Annotated in this window: 16 protein-coding genes; 9 read left to right on the plus strand and 7 right to left on the minus strand. The window is 56.8% G+C overall.

The window, feature by feature from the left end; translation table 11 throughout:
• Window positions 1-10: 10 nt before the first annotated feature.
• The 3 genes from CDI07_RS02800 to CDI07_RS02810 form a co-directional block, all read right to left on the minus strand.
• Window positions 11-1390: a sodium-dependent transporter gene (locus tag CDI07_RS02800; RefSeq protein WP_088180154.1), complete on the minus strand. Its 1380-nt coding sequence runs from the start codon at window positions 1388-1390 to the stop codon at window positions 11-13.
• A 103-nt stretch (window positions 1391-1493) separates the two neighbouring features.
• Complete coding sequence (locus CDI07_RS02805) at window positions 1494-2153, minus strand: 16S rRNA methyltransferase (protein WP_088180155.1); 660 nt, start codon at window positions 2151-2153, stop codon at window positions 1494-1496.
• On the minus strand, window positions 2131-3219 hold the full coding sequence (locus CDI07_RS02810; RefSeq protein WP_088180156.1) for a saccharopine dehydrogenase family protein: 1089 nt from the start codon (window positions 3217-3219) through the stop codon (window positions 2131-2133). Before CDI07_RS02810 ends, CDI07_RS02805 begins: the two co-directional genes overlap by 23 nt.
• Window positions 3220-3278: 59 nt before the next feature.
• On the opposite strand from CDI07_RS02810, the gene CDI07_RS02815 reads away from it, so the two are divergent.
• Together CDI07_RS02815 and CDI07_RS02820 are read left to right on the plus strand one after the other, a co-directional pair.
• Window positions 3279-3857: a metallophosphoesterase gene (locus CDI07_RS02815; protein ID WP_088180157.1), complete on the plus strand. Its 579-nt coding sequence runs from the start codon at window positions 3279-3281 to the stop codon at window positions 3855-3857.
• A complete protein-coding gene (locus CDI07_RS02820) occupies window positions 3857-4831 on the plus strand; it encodes a hypothetical protein (RefSeq protein WP_088181530.1) in 975 nt (324 codons plus the stop codon). The genes CDI07_RS02815 and CDI07_RS02820 overlap by 1 nt, the downstream gene beginning before the upstream one ends.
• On the opposite strand, the gene CDI07_RS02825 is transcribed toward CDI07_RS02820, so the two are convergent.
• The gene (locus CDI07_RS02825; protein WP_088180158.1) at window positions 4828-5757 is read right to left on the minus strand and encodes an RsmB/NOP family class I SAM-dependent RNA methyltransferase; all 930 of its coding nucleotides are present in this window, start codon (window positions 5755-5757) and stop codon (window positions 4828-4830) included. The genes CDI07_RS02820 and CDI07_RS02825 overlap by 4 nt on opposite strands.
• Before the next feature lie 69 nt (window positions 5758-5826).
• Window positions 5827-6774 carry an ornithine carbamoyltransferase gene (gene argF, locus CDI07_RS02830; protein WP_088180159.1) on the minus strand — a complete coding sequence of 316 codons (948 nt, stop codon included), beginning with the start codon at window positions 6772-6774 and terminating at the stop codon, window positions 5827-5829.
• Between the two features lie 233 nt (window positions 6775-7007).
• On the opposite strand from argF, the gene CDI07_RS02835 reads away from it, so the two are divergent.
• The 4 genes from CDI07_RS02835 to CDI07_RS02850 all read left to right on the plus strand — a co-directional run bounded on the left by CDI07_RS02835 (window position 7008) and on the right by CDI07_RS02850 (window position 9884).
• On the plus strand, window positions 7008-7541 hold the full coding sequence (locus CDI07_RS02835) for a DUF996 domain-containing protein (protein WP_088180160.1): 534 nt from the start codon (window positions 7008-7010) through the stop codon (window positions 7539-7541).
• 100 nt (window positions 7542-7641) lie between these two features.
• Window positions 7642-8298: a DUF996 domain-containing protein gene (locus CDI07_RS02840; protein WP_088180161.1), complete on the plus strand. Its 657-nt coding sequence runs from the start codon at window positions 7642-7644 to the stop codon at window positions 8296-8298.
• Window positions 8299-8389: 91 nt separating this feature from the next.
• Window positions 8390-9142, plus strand: coding sequence for an FAD-dependent thymidylate synthase (gene thyX, locus CDI07_RS02845; protein WP_088180162.1), 753 nt, complete (start codon window positions 8390-8392; stop codon window positions 9140-9142).
• Window positions 9143-9185: 43 nt separating this feature from the next.
• Complete coding sequence (locus tag CDI07_RS02850) at window positions 9186-9884, plus strand: hypothetical protein (protein ID WP_343232455.1); 699 nt, start codon at window positions 9186-9188, stop codon at window positions 9882-9884.
• Here the strand turns inward: CDI07_RS02850 and CDI07_RS02855 are convergent.
• The gene (locus tag CDI07_RS02855) at window positions 9871-10377 is read right to left on the minus strand and encodes an HIT domain-containing protein (RefSeq protein WP_088180163.1); all 507 of its coding nucleotides are present in this window, start codon (window positions 10375-10377) and stop codon (window positions 9871-9873) included. The genes CDI07_RS02850 and CDI07_RS02855 overlap by 14 nt on opposite strands.
• A gap of 128 nt (window positions 10378-10505) precedes the next feature.
• On the opposite strand from CDI07_RS02855, the gene CDI07_RS02860 reads away from it, so the two are divergent.
• The 3 genes from CDI07_RS02860 to CDI07_RS02870 all read left to right on the plus strand — a co-directional run bounded on the left by CDI07_RS02860 (window position 10506) and on the right by CDI07_RS02870 (window position 14515).
• Window positions 10506-11741: a 2,3-bisphosphoglycerate-independent phosphoglycerate mutase gene (locus tag CDI07_RS02860; protein WP_088180164.1), complete on the plus strand. Its 1236-nt coding sequence runs from the start codon at window positions 10506-10508 to the stop codon at window positions 11739-11741.
• A 90-nt stretch (window positions 11742-11831) separates the two neighbouring features.
• Window positions 11832-12656, plus strand: a complete 825-nt coding sequence (locus tag CDI07_RS02865) for an aldo/keto reductase (protein ID WP_088180165.1) — start codon at window positions 11832-11834, stop codon at window positions 12654-12656.
• The gene (locus tag CDI07_RS02870; protein WP_088180166.1) at window positions 12656-14515 is read left to right on the plus strand and encodes an aldehyde ferredoxin oxidoreductase family protein; all 1860 of its coding nucleotides are present in this window, start codon (window positions 12656-12658) and stop codon (window positions 14513-14515) included. Before CDI07_RS02865 ends, CDI07_RS02870 begins: the two co-directional genes overlap by 1 nt.
• A gap of 96 nt (window positions 14516-14611) precedes the next feature.
• Here CDI07_RS02870 and CDI07_RS02875 read toward each other — a convergent pair whose 3' ends face one another.
• Window positions 14612-15337, minus strand: coding sequence for a tRNA-binding protein (locus CDI07_RS02875; RefSeq protein ID WP_088180167.1), 726 nt, complete (start codon window positions 15335-15337; stop codon window positions 14612-14614).
• Window positions 15338-15543 lie beyond the last annotated feature (206 nt).

Here is a 15543-nt window from a genome sequence, read left to right on the forward strand (position 1 = left end):
ATGGAAAAGTTCAGCGGCGGGTCTTCATCAGCATGCTGTTCATGAGCACCGGCACGAAGAGGACGAGACCGAGCAGTGCCCCAATCTTGATCGATGTTCCTGGGGCCCTGAGGGTGAAGTAGAGGCTCACGATGCCGGCCAGGAGGAGCAATGCGATTATGCCCCCAACGATCCCTTTGTTGTGTGCAAGCTCGCCTGAGAGGAGCGGGTAGGCCTCCACCGCCGCTATGAGGGCACCGACGCTGAAGGGCACGACGACGAACATGGTTCTGATGTCGCTTACGACCATCGTTGCGGAGAGCACGAGGCCGAGGAAGGCCACCAGCGTCAGGCTCTTGCTCCTCCCGAGCTGCATGACCTCGGAGAGTATCTGGCTGCCCATCTCGATGAGGACTATGATGGTGGTCAGCCCGGCGAAGTAGAGCGACAGCATGAGCAGGTATACCAACCTGTCGGCGTTGGCGATGTTACCCCTGAGTACGTAGGGAATCGAGTAGAACACTTCAATCGAGTCCATCGGGCTCTTCTCGCTGTTGGTGGCGTACTCCTTGAGGTTCTGGAAGCCGAGGTAGAGCTTCATGGACTCCTCCGCGGGGATGTTGGGGTTGTGGAACGCCTTTCCGAATCCCTGATATGCCGCGCCGAGGGAGTAGGCGACGGTGAAAGCTGCCGCGAAGCTGAGTATTATCTGGAGGACGAAAACCGCCGCGAGGACCTTCCTGAGGTCAAGCTCCTCCGGGGTGAAGCTTCCGACCACGTAGTAAACGCCCGCACCGAGTCCAAAGGAAACGAGGACCGATATGAGCATGTAGAGGATTCCCTTGATGGAAAGCGGCTGGTCGAAGGACGTTATCGCCGAGACTGCGTTGTTCATGTAGTGGGCGGCCTGCGGCGCGGTGACGGCACTGAGGGCCTGGTTCCTGACTATGATGGCCGAGAGGATTGCGAAGAGCACGAAGAGCACTGACAGCACCGAGATGACCTCGAGGGTCTTGCCTTTGGCGAGCAGGAGAAGGATCACGGAGAGGAGTATCGTTCCAAGGGCGATGGCCGGGACGTACTTGGGTCCGATGCCAAAGATGTATATGAGGCTGTACGAGGAGTAGTAGGTCGTTATTCCGAGGATCACGAGCAGGAACATGATGAGCACGAATATCAGCGCCGGGGTGCGTGATATCTTGAAGAACAGCTCGTATATAAGGTATCTGGTGCGTTTTGTGCTCTCCGCCTCGCTGTATATCAGGAACAGCGCTACGAGCATCGGTATCAGCGATATCAGGAATCCCTTCAGCCCGAAGTTTATGTAGTACTTGGGCAGAACCAGGAAGTTCCAGATTCCAAGGATGTACCCGGTTATCAAAAACGCCATCAGGAAGCTTATTTTTCTCATCGATTCACACCCCCGTGGAGATGTTTCTAGCCCGTTATTCCAGGAAGCTTACGGGGAATTAAACAGGAGGTAATATAAAAACGTTATGCCCCCGCGGGCGTTTTCAGAGAATCCAGTGCTCAAAGCTGATGATTACCTCGTTCACAACTGTCCATGCCATCAGCGGAGCTTTGTAGAGACTTATTTTCTTTCCCGGGGGTTCTGCTCTGAAATCGCCGTGTGGGAACCCACCGACGATTACCGTGGGCTCGCGGAGCTCCGAAAGGATTTTTCCGAATTCCGACGGTTTTGTCGGCTCTCCCTTCTCGTGCATCACGAAAACTCCGTCGGGGTTCAGCTCCTCCACAAGCTCTTCAAGGGATTTCTCCTCAATGCGGAGCAGTTCTAGGTCCCTCGGAACCGCGCGGTTCTTGAAGAGGCTCTCCATCAGTCCAACGAAGCGGTTGTAGTTCCTCGGAATCCTCGTCTCCGGTTTGATGTAAATCACTTCGTCGTTCCTGGTGTGGACGTAGACCCTCAGCAGGCCTTCCTTGTTGGCAATGCTCTCGAGGGCGTTGAGGAGGCAGACGTGGACTATGTCCGGCCGGCCGCGCCTCTCGCCGTCCGGGAGCTTTTTGATGGCCGCGTGGTGGTATGTGCCGTCCACCAGTATCTCGTCGGGCCTCTTTCCCCTCCTCCTAGCGTGGTTTACAACGGCAGGATGGTCTAGTATGGCCTTCGGGACGAGCTCAAGCTCCGCCTCAGCTATCACCAGGTGGAGCATTCTCCCACCTCTCGAGCCTTATGCCCCGTTCGGCAATCTCACCCGCGATTCTCTCGAAGGTGTCTATGCGCATCCCAAGTATCTCCGGCGGGATAACTCCGAAGATGCAACCCTTCTCGGCCACGAGCCTCGCTATTATGGCCGCGGTGAATCCCGTGACGCGGGCCATCGAGGTGAAGCCCTCTTTCTCCTCGTCGTACAGGAGGTAGCCTATCTCCTTTTCCTCGCCGTCCAGAGTTCCCCTTCCGACCACCTGCATTATCGAGAAGTCCGGGCTCTCGTAGGTCATGAGCGGGGCTATGACCTCGAGCGTCTTGTCAACGTGCTCCGGCCTGAAGAAGCCGAGCTCCCTCAAAACCCTCATCTTCTTCAGGTGCCCCGGCCAGCGGAGCGTCCACTCCTCAAGCCTCTCCGCCCTAACGCTCTCCAGGAGGCTCCTCAGGCCATCGCTCACGAAGGCCTCGAACTCGAAGTCGCCCACGGTTACCCCCTCAATCCTCTCGAAGGGGTCAACCGCCTTAACCTCGCCGCCCCTTATCACGCGCGCCGGCCTCGTGTACTCCTCAATTAAATCCTTAGGGGACCATGTAATTCTGTAATAGAGTGGTGGCCTGGGCTCCTTCGGGAGGCCGCCGACGTAGATGTAGCCCTCTCTCAGCTCGTCCATCTCCTGCCATATCCTGCCCATCAGGATGTGGCTCAGCCCGGGGGCAAAGCCGGCGTCGAATATAACCGTCACCTGCGCCTTCTCTGCTTCATCGCGAAGCTCCAGCGGGTTCTCTGGCATGAACGAGACGTCGACCATGTCAACGCCCGCTTTTATCGCGGCCCTAACTGCCTGATATCCGAACCTCCCTGGCAGGGCACCCACCACAAGCTCAAAGCCCTTCATGGCCTCAACGAGGGAATCGAAGCTGGACGCATCAACTTTCAGGGGCGTGGCGAATTCAGAGACGGCTTTCAGCCTCTCATCGCTGACGTCCCCCACGTGAACGTCAAACTCATCCCTCAAATCCCAGGCTATCGCCCTTCCAACGTTTCCGGCACCGAGAACGAGAACCTTCATATCAACACCCCATGGGAGTTGTGGCAAGGTATATATAAGCCCTGCTCCTAGTCTCTCCAATGCCATTCAAGCTGCCTATCTTCCGGAAAAGGGTCCTTGAAGTGCTTGCCTCCTCCCATGAGACGAAGGTCATGCACGTAAGCGATACTCCCGAGAGCGTCTACCGCTTCATCGGTGAGCTCATAGAAAAAACCGATCCGGATTATGTCATCCACACCGGCGACTTGGCCGACAACGTAAAGCTAGAGAGACGGCCCGAGCTCAGGCCCCGCTACCAGGGTGCAATAAGGAAGCTCGCCCACGTTCTCAAGGGCTACGGGGTGAAACTCTACGTCGTTCCGGGAAACGAGGACGACCCGGAGCTGGTCAGGGAGTTCTTCGGTGATGCCGTCGTTGAGCCCGGGACCGTCATCGAGATAGAGGGTGCGAGGTTTGCCCTGGGCCATACGTGGAGGGACGTGGCTAACCTGGACGCCGATTTTAGGCTGTACGGCCACAACTTCAAGCTCATCGAGAGAGGTCTAAACGGCGTTCTCGGCGTCAACTTCGTTCTTCTGCCGAGCAGGCAGACCTATCGCGTTAAATACCCCGGCGGAACGGATTTTGATAGGGGTTACAAGATGTGGAGGGGAATATGATGAAGGTTCTCCGATTTGGTCCGTCTATAATTTTTCTCAGAGCCAAGGATGGGGAGTTTGTGAAAAAGGCCGTTTCTGAGGCATTTGGTGTCAAAGAACTGCCGACAGATGAGGCGATCAAACTCAGCAACGAGTTTGAAACCGTCGTCTTCGTAACGGAGGAATGGAAGAAGGAGACCATCCCGCCGGAGACGGCTTTCCTGATAGGGGCCCACGCCCCAGTCGTTCTCAGCGAGGTCGTCAACCGAAACCTCCCCGTGGAGAAGGTGCACGTTGAGAGCACCCTAATCCTCCTGAGGATACCCACCAACGTTGAGGACGGGCTCAAGCTGCTGGCCGAGAAGTACGGCGGCGAAATCATGGACATCAGAACGGCCTTCGACGAGGGTGAAGCCGGGGACACGATAATCGGCGTAACGACGAAGAAGCTCAGCGCCCCCATCGGGCCGGATGAAATCTCGGGGGCGGTTCTGATACGCAGGGACTTCCTGAGCGTCTACCATGAATTAACGATTGACGTTCCGGTGCTCCTCCTCCGGCTGATGCCCGAATGGAAGGAGATAACCATTAAAATCTACGACACCGACAAGCGCTACGATGAGAACATAGAGCGGCTGATGATGGTCATAGAGGACCTCGACCTTGGCTTTGTCGTCGGGGAGGGATGGGACTGGGACTATCCGAGGCCCTTCATGCGCGTTCCGGTGTACAAGCTCAAGCTGCTGACGTGGGAGGACCCGGTGCGCGTTAAGTTCCTGCTGAAGGGCATCGAGTACGTTGGATACAAGCGTCTCTGCGATATAGACGTTTTCCTAGAGGGCAAGAAGATTCACTGGACGTCCCTCGGGAAGTACGACTCGAAGTTCGAGCTTGCCAAGGCCGCCCGTGAGGAGCTGGAGAGGAACCTCAGCGAGGACGTCTTGGAGAGGCTTAAAAAAATAGAGGAAGTCCTGGTTGCAGAATCCAAGGATTAGAGCTTTTTAATCTTCGCAACGAAGAAGCCGCTCGTCCCGTGCCTGTCGGGGTAGAAGCGCCTCGCCCTTCTTATCTCTTCGCTAAGTTCAATTCCGAAGGGACTCGTTAAAGCTGGCTCGCCGTAGCGGAGCGGGAGCAGTTCAACGTCGAAGTTATCAAGAACCCACTGGATAACGAACTCGTTCTCCTCCGGCTCGAGCGAGCAGGTCGAGTAGACGAGTATCCCGCCGGGCTTGAGGTTCTCAAGGGCGACCTTAATCATCTGCATCTGCAGCCCCTGGCAGAACTTCACATCCTCCATCGTCCTGTTGCCCTTCCGCTCGGGATTCTTGTGTATGGTGCCTGAGCCGGTGCAGGGGGCATCCAGGAGGATTTTATCGAACTCGACGCCGAGCTCGGCCATGTGGAGCGAGGACTTGTGGATGAGGACCGTATTCGTAACGCCGAGGCGGGAAAGGTTCAGACGAGTTTCCTTTAAGCGTTCTTCACCGACGTCGAAGGCGTAGATTATCCCCTCGTTCCCCATCAGCTGGGCGAGGTAGGAAGTTTTGCCCCCAGGTGCCGCCGCCATGTCGGCAACGGTTTCACCGGGCTTCGGTTCGAGTGCCACCGGCGGATACATCGAGCTGGCCTCCTGGATGTAGAGGAGGCCACCAAGGTATTCCGGTGTGGAGGTTATCGAGAAGGGCTCGCGAGTTAGGCAGAAGCCCTCTCTCGCCCAGGGGACGCGTTTGAATTGAAAGCCCTTCTTGTTGAGGAGTTTGGTAAGTCTGGGAACCTCTATCCTGAGCGTGTTCACACGGAAGCATCTCGGCAGGGGTTTTTCCATGGCCTCGGCTATAGCTAATGCCCTCTCGCCCCAGAGGGCATAATACCTCTCCGCGAATGTCTTGGAGTAGCCGAGGGAAAACAACCTCTCGAGCATGGAGGGAGATATGAAAAGAGGTTTAAAAGGTTCTTCGTCCCGAGAATTAAAGGGTTAAGAAAAAGGCATTCAAACCTTTATCCCGCCCATGACGAGGGCCATCACTGCCTTCTGGGCGTGGAGCCTGTTCTCGGCCTCGTCGAAGACGACGCTGTTCGGGGAGTCAACGACGTCGTCGGTGACCTCCTCGCCGCGGTGGGCCGGGAGGCAGTGCATGAAGATGTAGTCCGGCTTGGCGTGCTTGACGAGGTCCTTGTTGACCTGGAACGGCTGGAATATCTTCCTCCTCTCCTCGGCCTCGGCCTCCTGGCCCATGCTGGCCCAGACGTCGGTGTAGATGACGTCGGCGTCCTTGACGGCCTTGACCGGGTCGTGAAGGAGCTCGAATGAACCGCCGCTCTCGGCCGCGTTCTGCTCCGCCCACTTGATGACCTTCTCGTCCGGCTCGTAGCCCTCCGGAGTTGCAACGACGACGTTGGCACCGAGCTTGGTTCCGGCTATCATGAGGGAGTGGGCGACGTTGTTTCCGTCACCGACGTAGACGACCTTGAGACCGGCTATGCGGCCCTTCTTCTCGAGGATGGTCTGGTAGTCGGCCAGAGCCTGGCACGGGTGGGAGAAGTCGCTCAGACCGTTGATGACCGGAACGCTCGCGTACTTAGCGAGGTCCTCAACGTCCTTGTGGGCATAGACGCGAGCCATTATTCCGTCGACGTACCTGCTGAGAACGCGGGCGGTGTCTGCGATGGTCTCGCCACGCCTGAGCTGCAGGTCCTGAGCGTTGAGGTAGAGGCCGTAGCCGCCGAGCTGGTAGATTCCAACCTCAAATGAGATCCTCGTCCTGGTCGAAGGTTTCTGGAAGATCATGGCCAGAGTCTTACCCTCAAGAACGCGGTGCGGTTTGCCTATCTTGTTCCATATCTTCATCATTTCGGCAGTTTTGAGAATAGTCTCAATCTCCTCCCTCGTGAAGTCCTGAAGGCAGAGAACATCCCTTCCTGCAAGGCTAACCACCATGTGCATCACCGATTAATGCTGGCGCTCTCTTTTAATAACCCTTTCGTCGGATAAACCTGCTCCCGGCTGAAATCTTTTGAGCATCAGCGTTCTTGAACTTTCCAAACGTAATGGGCATTGGTGCATCCTTTGTTCCACTGATGCAATTCCGACGGAACTGTGTCCTAAATTTTATGGTTTGTGGTGAAAAGCCTTTTATAAATCGCCGTCCAACATTAACGGGGTGATGTAACGTGAGCGAATTGAAGAACGCCAAGCTCCTGGGAGGTATAGGTGCGATCCTCACCCTGGTGGGGCTTGGCTTTGTGGGCTTCATACTGAAGCTCTTTGCGGTCAAGGACATCGCAGAGGCCACCGGCAGGGGCGAGATATTCAGCAAGTACCTCTGGGCGGCGATACTGAACATCATAGCGGCGTTGATTCTTGTGGCGACCATCTGGGGCACGATGTTCGCGATGGGCTTCTCCGAGTCCCCGGAGGGCATCATCGGTGCCATGGGCATGGGCGGCCTCATAGCGGCCATAATAATGTTCATCGGAGTGTGGTTCATGAAGCAGAGCTACGACATGATCTCCGAGGAGACCGGCGTTGGGACCTTCCACACAACGGCGCTGCTGTACATCGCCGGTGCCATCCTGGTTCCCGTTGGGCTGGGGCTGGTAATCCTCCTCGTGGCGGCCGTGCTCGAGATAGTGGCCTTCTTCTCCCTGCCCGACGAGGTTGCCCAGACGGCTGAGGAGCAGGTGCCCGTTTCGTTGGAGGAATGATTTTCTCCGTTTCCCTTTGTCTTTGTTGCGAATTCGACGTTTCTCCATTTATGGGAAAACACTTTTATATCCGAAAATCGTACCGGTTACGGGTGATAACATGGGAAGTTTGAAAACCGCACGAACATGGGGTGGCATCGGCGCAATCTTCAGCCTGTTCTACGTGACCTATCTCGTGGGCTTCATCATGAAGCTTTTTGCAGTGAAGGAGATAGCCGAGGCCACTAAGAAGGAGAAGATATTCAAGGACTACGTCTGGGCGGCGATGCTTAACATAGTCGCCAGCCTGGTGCTTTCGTGGGCATTCTACGACATGTGGGACAAAATGGCGGACGTCATTCACGACCCAGAGCAGGTCGCCGAGCTCATGTCGGCTTTTGGCGTCTGGAGCTTCATATCGGTAGTGCTCATGATAATAGGTGTCTGGTTCATGAAGAAGAGCTACGACGCAATAGCCCAAGAAACGGGCGTTGGAACGTTCCACACGGCGGCGCTCTTCTACCTCATAGGCTCGATACTCATGCTCCTCATGATAGGGTACTTCTTCATCCTGGTCGGCGCCATACTCGAGATCATGGCGTTCTTCGCCCTCCCGGAGGAGCTTCCAGGGGCGGTAAGTGAGACGCCTGCGCCCGAGGAGAAACCAACTCCCGAGCCGGTACCAGAGGAAACCGTGGAGACCGAGAGCACTGAACCCTCCGAGGAGGAGCCTGCCGGGGCCAGCGAGGAACCCTCTGAGGAAGCCCCGCAGGATTAGGCCCTTTTGTGGGAACTCGGTTCCCTCCATTTATTTTTGACCCCAAGGTAAACCTAATAAACCTGGGCCTCTTCTATCTCCGGTGGCACGAATGGGGGATGGGATCAGGGTTACCCTTGTCAATTATACGAAAAAACCTCTCGAAACTGTCACTTGGGCGGCGCTCATAAGCTACTGGGATGAATGGGAGACGGAAGCGTTCGAGCGCATGGGCGAAGAGGACGTTCGGATGCATCTGCCCCGGGTTCTGGGCTACGGCCACGAGTCGATACTGGAACACGCTGTTTTAACCTTCGCGATCGAGGGCTGTTCTCGCGTTTGCAGTCACCAGCTCATAAGGCACAGGATAGCGAGCTACACGCAGCAGAGCCAGCGCTACATCGTGCTGAATCCTGAGGACGTCGAGGAGACCTTCGTTATCCCGGAGTCCATAAAGGACGATCCGGAACTCCTTGAAGAATGGAAGGCGCTCATGAAGCGTTCGATAGAGCTGTACAAAAAGACCATCGAGCGGGGAAGCCACCAGGAGGACGCGCGCTTTATACTCCCCCAGGCGGTGAGGACTAAGCTCGTCATGACCATGAACCTCCGCGAGCTGAAGCACTTCTTCGGCCTGAGGGCGTGCGAGAGGGCCCAGTGGGAGATAAGGGAAGTGGCCTGGAAGATGCTGGAGGAGATAGCCAAGAACGACGACCTGAGGCCGATTATCAAGTGGGCGAAGCTCGGACCCAGATGCGTTCAGCTTGGTTACTGTCCAGAGGGCGAGCTTATGCCGCCGGGCTGCTGGAAGAGGACGAAGGAGAGATGGAAGGCTCTCGTTGAGGGTTCTGAACCAACGGTTTAGGAAACCTTTTTACATGGCCTTTTTTACAAATTCTCGGTGAGTAATGGTGAAAACCAGAAGCTACGAGGTAGAATTGCCCCATTCATGGGAAGGTCTCCAGGTAATCCTCAGCGAGCCGGAGAAGACCCTTCCGTTCTTTCCGTACTTCGAAAGTTTACACGGTGATACGGTGAGGTTTAACGTTCCCAGGTTCATATTTGACTTTGGTTACGAGTTCACGCTGGCCCTGGGATTCAGAAGGAACGCTGCAGTATACACTTTCACCGGGGAAAAGGGAGTGCTCACGGTGACGTTTGAAATGCAGGGAAACAGGCTTAAAGTGACGGCCAGCTGGTCTGGATTCGGTGAACTCCTCATGGGCAAGCCTCTGGAGAACTTCGCCAGAGGCATAGCCGAAGCGATAAGGGACTTCTGCAGCGCTCAGGCAACCTGTCCTGTGCTGGAACTGGAGTCGGACGAAGGCGTCGTGCATCACGTGACCCCCGAGAGTGCCCCCGCGCTCATCAAGAGGATAGTCTGGGAGCTCAGGGGCGAGGACTTCATGCTTGAAGGCGTGTCCGAGAATGGTGTCAGAATCTCCGCAACGGTCAGGGGAGGGAGGCTCGTCCGGCTTACGGTGAGGGATTCCCAGAACAAGGAAACGGTGGTCGAGGCAGACCTCCCGGTGCTGGAGGTGGGCCCGGAGCTCTTTGATGGTCTGCCCCTGGACGATATGTTTAAGATAAAGGTCAGGAGGATTTAGAAGTCTCCTCCACTATTTCATCTATCGCCGCTTTGAGTTCCTCGTAGGCTTCTTCAAGCGACTCCGGGATTACCTTGGTGTCCGCTATCACCGGCATGAAGTTCGTGTCCCCGTTCCACCTCGGCACTATGTGGAGGTGCACGTGGTCGTCTATTCCGGCGCCGGCAACACGGCCGAGGTTCACACCCATGTTGAAGCCCTGCGGATTCATCGTCTTCTTCAGGGCCTTTATCATGAGCTGGGAGAGCTGCATCATCTCAAGAAGCTCGTAATCGGTTAAATCCTCCCATCTTCCAACGTGCCGGTAGGGGGCTATCATAACGTGACCGGGATTGTAGGGGTAGTTGTTCATGATTATGAAGCAGTGCTTCCCGCGGTAGAGGATGAGCCTCTCCTTATCGCGGTTCTCCTTCGGGAAATCGCAGAATATGCAGCCATCGTGCTTCGGTGAGCGTATGTACTCGATGCGCCACGGTGCCCACATTATCTTCATTCCCTCACCTCCAGTGGGAGAAAGGGGGAGGGGTTAAAAGCTTTTTTGAAACTCCGGGTGATGAAGCGGTTCAAATCCGGTCAACAAAGCTTTTAACTCCATGCCGCTACTCACTCCAGGTGATAGGTATGAAGCAGAGGAAGGGACTTCTCATAATCCTTGATGGCCTTGGGGACAGGCCGATAAAGGAGCTCGGAGGAAAAACTCCGCTTGAGTACGCAAACACCCCAAACATGGATGGACTCGCGAGATGGGGAATACTGGGCCAGCAGGACCCGATAAAGCCCGGACAGCCGGCTGGCAGCGACACCGCTCATCTGAGCATCTTCGGATACGATCCCTACAAGGTCTACCGCGGAAGGGGCTTCCTCGAGGCCCTCGGCGTCGGTCTAGACCTCGATGAGGACGACTTGGCTTTCCGCGTAAACTTCGCGACCATCGAGAACGGCGTCATAACAGACAGGCGCGCCGGAAGGATAAGCACAGAGGAAGCCCACGAGCTGGCGAAGGCCATCCAGGAGAACGTTAAGCTCCCCGTTGACTTCATCTTCGTTGGAGCGACCGGTCACAGGGCCGTTCTCGTTCTCAAGGGTATGGCGGCTGGCTATAAAGTCGGCGAGAACGATCCGCACGAGGCAGGAAAGCCTCCCCACGAGTTCGCCTGGGAGGACGAGGAGAGCAGGCGCGTTGCGGAGATTCTCAACGAGTTCGTCAAACAGGCACACGAGGTTCTCGAAAGGCACCCCGTCAACGAGGAGCGCAGAAAGGCGGGTAAGCCCGTGGCCAACTACCTCTTGGTGAGGGGCGCCGGCACCTATCCGGACATACCGATGAAGTTCACCGAGCAGTGGAAGGTAAAGGCAGCGGCGGTCGTTGCGGTTTCCCTCGTCAAGGGCGTCGCAAGGGCGATAGGTTTCGACATATACACCCCAGAGGGGGCCACCGGCGAGTACAACACCGACGAGATGGCGAAGGCGAGAAAAGTGGTCGAGCTCCTCAATGAGTACGAGTTCGTCTTCCTGCACTTCAAGCCGACCGATGCCGCTGGCCATGACAACAACCCGAGGCTCAAGGTCGAGATGATAGAGAAGGCCGACAGGATGATAGGATACATAGTTGACAAGGTTGACCTTGAGGACGTCGTCATAGCAATAACCGGCGACCATTCAACGCCCTGTGAGGTCATGAACCACAGCGGTGACCCTGTTCCGGTTCTCATAGCCGGTGGCGGCGTTAGGCCCGACTACACGGAGAGCTTCGGCGAGCGCGAGTGCATGCGCGGCGGCCTCGGCAGGATAAAGGGCCACGACATAGTGCCGATAATGATGGACCTCATGAACCGCTCCGAGAAGTTCGGGGCTTAGTGTTCCCCATTTTTGTCCCTTTATCTTAGCGTTCAGATGGAAACCTTAATTAAGTTCGGTTTCCCAATTCTACCGACGTGGTGGTAGGTTATGGTGCTTAAGGACTTGAAGAGTATCAAAGCCGAGGCCGTTACGGCCATTGGCATGGGCACGTGGGGCATAGGGGGCTACGAGAGCCCCGATTATTCTCGCGATAAGGAAAACATCGAGGCCCTGAGATACGGTCTGGAGCTGGGGATTAACCTCATTGACACGGCCGAGTTCTACGGAGCCGGTCACAGCGAGGAGCTCGTCGGGGAGGCGATTAGGGGCTTCGAGCGCGAAGAGATTTTCATCATCAGCAAGGTGTGGCCAACCCACTTCGGCCGCGAGAGTGCAAAGAGGGCCGCAAGGGCGAGTGCGAAGAGGCTCGGCACGTACATAGACCTCTACCTTCTCCACTGGCCCGGCACAGAGTGGGGAAGAATCGAGGAAACGCTTCACGCCTTAGAGGAGCTTGTGGATGAGGGACTCATTCGCTACATAGGCGTCAGCAACTTCGACCTTGAGCTTCTCAAGCGCTCCCAGGAAGCTATGAGGAAGTACGAGATAGTTGCCAACGAGGTGAAGTACTCGCTCCGCGACAGGTGGCCCGAGACGAGCGGGCTTCTAGATTACATGAAGCGCGAAAAGATGGCGCTCATAGCCTACACTCCACTGGAGAAGGGCTCGCTCGCGAGAAACCAATGTCTGGCAGAGATTGGAAAATCCTACGACAAAACCGCAGCGCAGGTGGCTTTGAACTACCTCATCTGGGAGGACAACGTTATAGCCATTCCTAAGGCGGGCAGCAAGGCCCATATCGAAGAGAACGCCGGTGCGATGGGCTGGAGGCTCACGAAGAATGATAGGGAGAAGGCGAGGGGGTGCGTCTAATGTACGGCTACCATAACAGGATAGCCCGGGTTAACCTGAGTACTGGAAGGGTGACATATGAGGAACTGCCCGACGAGGTGATAAGGAAGTTCATCGGCGGGAAAGGGCTCGGCTACTACCTGATTTACCGGGAGGTTCCGCCCGGAACCGACCCGTTAAGCCCGGCCAACAAGTTCGTCTTCGCGCCGGGGGGACTGACGGGCCTCATACCCGGTTCGAGCAAGGTCATAGCGGTCAGCAAGAGCCCAGAGACGGGGCTCATAAGCGACTCCAGCGGTGGAGACGCCTTCGGGCCGAAGCTCAAGGGGCACCTCGACGCCCTGATAATCGAAGGTAAAGCTGAGGAGCCGGTTTACCTCTACGTCCATGATGGTGAGGTGGAGATTAGGGACGCAGGGCACCTCTGGGGTAAAGGAAACTATGAGGTGGCCAAGGAACTCTGGAGGGAGCACCCAACTGCGAGCATGGCGCTCATCGGGCCGGCCGGAGAGAAGCTGAGCAGGATAGCCAACGTCATCTACGACACAGAGAGGGCGAGCGGAAGGGGCGGCCTTGGAGCGGTCCTCGGGAGCAAGAAGGTCAAGGCCGTTGTCGTTGAACCGGGTGAGAAGCCGAGGGTGGCCAACCCCGAGGAGTTCCAGAGACTCTGGCAGGAGTTCTACGACCACTTCGCCACCGATCCGAAGTACGAGCACAGCAGAAACTACGGCACGAGCGATGGGCTGAGGAGCTCGGCTTCCCTTGGAATGAGTCCTGCGTACAACTTCTCGAGGCCCTATATCCCGGACGAGCTCGCGAGCAGACTCGCCGGAGACGAGGTCAAGAAATATGAGATCGAGCCCGAGTGGTTCGTCCACGGCAAGAGCTGTCCTATAAAGTGCGCCCGCTACGTCGAGGTTGAATACAGGGGCAGAAAGGTTCGCGTCAAGCCCGAATACGAGAGCATTGCCATGCTCGGAGCCGCGACCGGAGTGTTCAACTTCCCGGCGGTGGCGTACTTCAACTGGCTCGTCAACAACCTTGGCCTGGATAGCATAGCGACCGGAGCGACCATCGGCTGGCTCTTTGAGATGGTGGAGAGGGGCTTAATCACGAAGGATGAGATAGGCTTCCCGGTCAACGGCTTCGGTGACGAGGAAGCGGAGGAGAGGCTCATTAAGCTGATGGCAGAGAGGAAGGGCTTTGGGGCGATTCTGGCGGACGGCGTTAAGAGGGCCTGCGAGAGACTCGGCAGGGGCTGCGAACTGGCAGTTCACGTCAAGGGTATGGAAAGCCCCGCTTGGGACCCTCGCGGGAGGAGGACCTACGCCCTCAGCTACGCCACCGCCGACGTTGGGGCGAGTCACCTGAGGGGCTGGCCGAGGCCGCACCAGCTGCCCAACCAGGGGCCTGCTAAGGAACTCGTCCCGTCGATGATAGAGGGCAGGGACGAGAGCTACATAACGGACATGCTCGGAACGTGCAAGTTCGTTTCCTACAAGATGGAGGACCTGGCGAGGCTCTACTCCCTAGCAACCGGCGAGGAGTGGACGGTAGAGAAGCTCAGGAAGGTCGCGCAGGCAGTTGAGAGCATAGCAAGGATACACGACGCCCTCGACTGGGTTACGCCGCCGCTCGACGACACGATTCCACCGCGCTGGTGGGAGCCCGAGCCAGACGGGCCTGCGGAGGGTAACGCGGCCTTCATAGACTACAACGACTTCCTTGAAGCGAGGAAGGAGTTCTACAGGCTGAGGGGCTGGCACGAGGAGCTCGGCGTTCCGTTGCCGGAGACGATGGAAGAGCTCGGCTATCTGGAGTTCAGGGATGATGCAGAGAGGGCTTTGGAGGTCGTGAAGAAGAGGATGGGGCTTATCTGAGTTCTCTTTCCCCCATTCTTTGGGCCCTTCAGGCTATGGCATTCTCCAAAGGGAGAAAAATCAAACCACATGTAGTGGCAGGTGAAAAAGAACGGCTCACCCCTTCAAAAACGCCTCGACCAGGTTCCTCGTCTCGTTGAAGGCCTCGAGCGGGACTCCCTTGGGCAGGCCGCCTATTTCTCCCTTCACATCCTTGAGGACGCCCTCTCCGGCGCCGAGGAACATTCCCTCGCTGACGATTCCACGGAAGCTGGCCGGCGGGAGTAAGGCCACTGCCACGCGGTTCCCTTCCTTCACTGTCAGGTCGTTGGTGACGACCGTTATGGCCCTGTCTCCGATGTTCACGTTGGTAACCAGAAGCCTGTCGGCGTTCGGGTGCTTGCCGACACTCATGACTTCACCGACCTTAATGTCGACCGCTATAACCGGGTCGTTTATCTTTCCGAGGGCGAGGCGTTTGTCCAGGCCGAGGATTGTGTTGAGGAAGAACCTGACCTTCGCGACCTGCTCCTCGACCTTCTCGCGCTCGCTCTTATCGGCCAAGCTGATGAACTTGTGGTGCCAGTCCTCTCCACCTAGGGCCTCGATTATACCGCTGGCCTTCTCCTTCAGCGCCTTCATCTGCGGTGTCTCAATCAGCTCCTTTGGCTCCACGTAGCTGTACCTCATCGCCTGTATCTCCGGAATCATCTCCTTCGCCAGCTGAATCGCTCCCTTCTTGTTCCACTTCCCCTTGAACTTCGCGTGCTCCACCGTCTTCAGGAACAGCTCCACCGCCTTCTCCGCCACCAGTAAGCGGTAATCCTTGCTCGTGTCCCACATAACTCTCACCCTCCAGTGCCTCTAAAACGCGGTTCTTAACGCTTTCGTCCCTTATCCCCTCGGCTATCGAGCGGGCTCTGGTCTTATCGCCCCAGCGGGCGTAGGCCAAAGCCACCTCTCCGAGGAGCTCCGACGCTATCCCATCGTCCCTGATAACGCCGGCAAGGATAAGCGGCTCCTCCAGAAAGCCTATGCGCAGGAAGCGC

It is taken from the genome of Thermococcus sp. 5-4, assembly GCF_002197185.1.
Lineage (GTDB): Archaea > Methanobacteriota_B > Thermococci > Thermococcales > Thermococcaceae > Thermococcus > Thermococcus radiotolerans.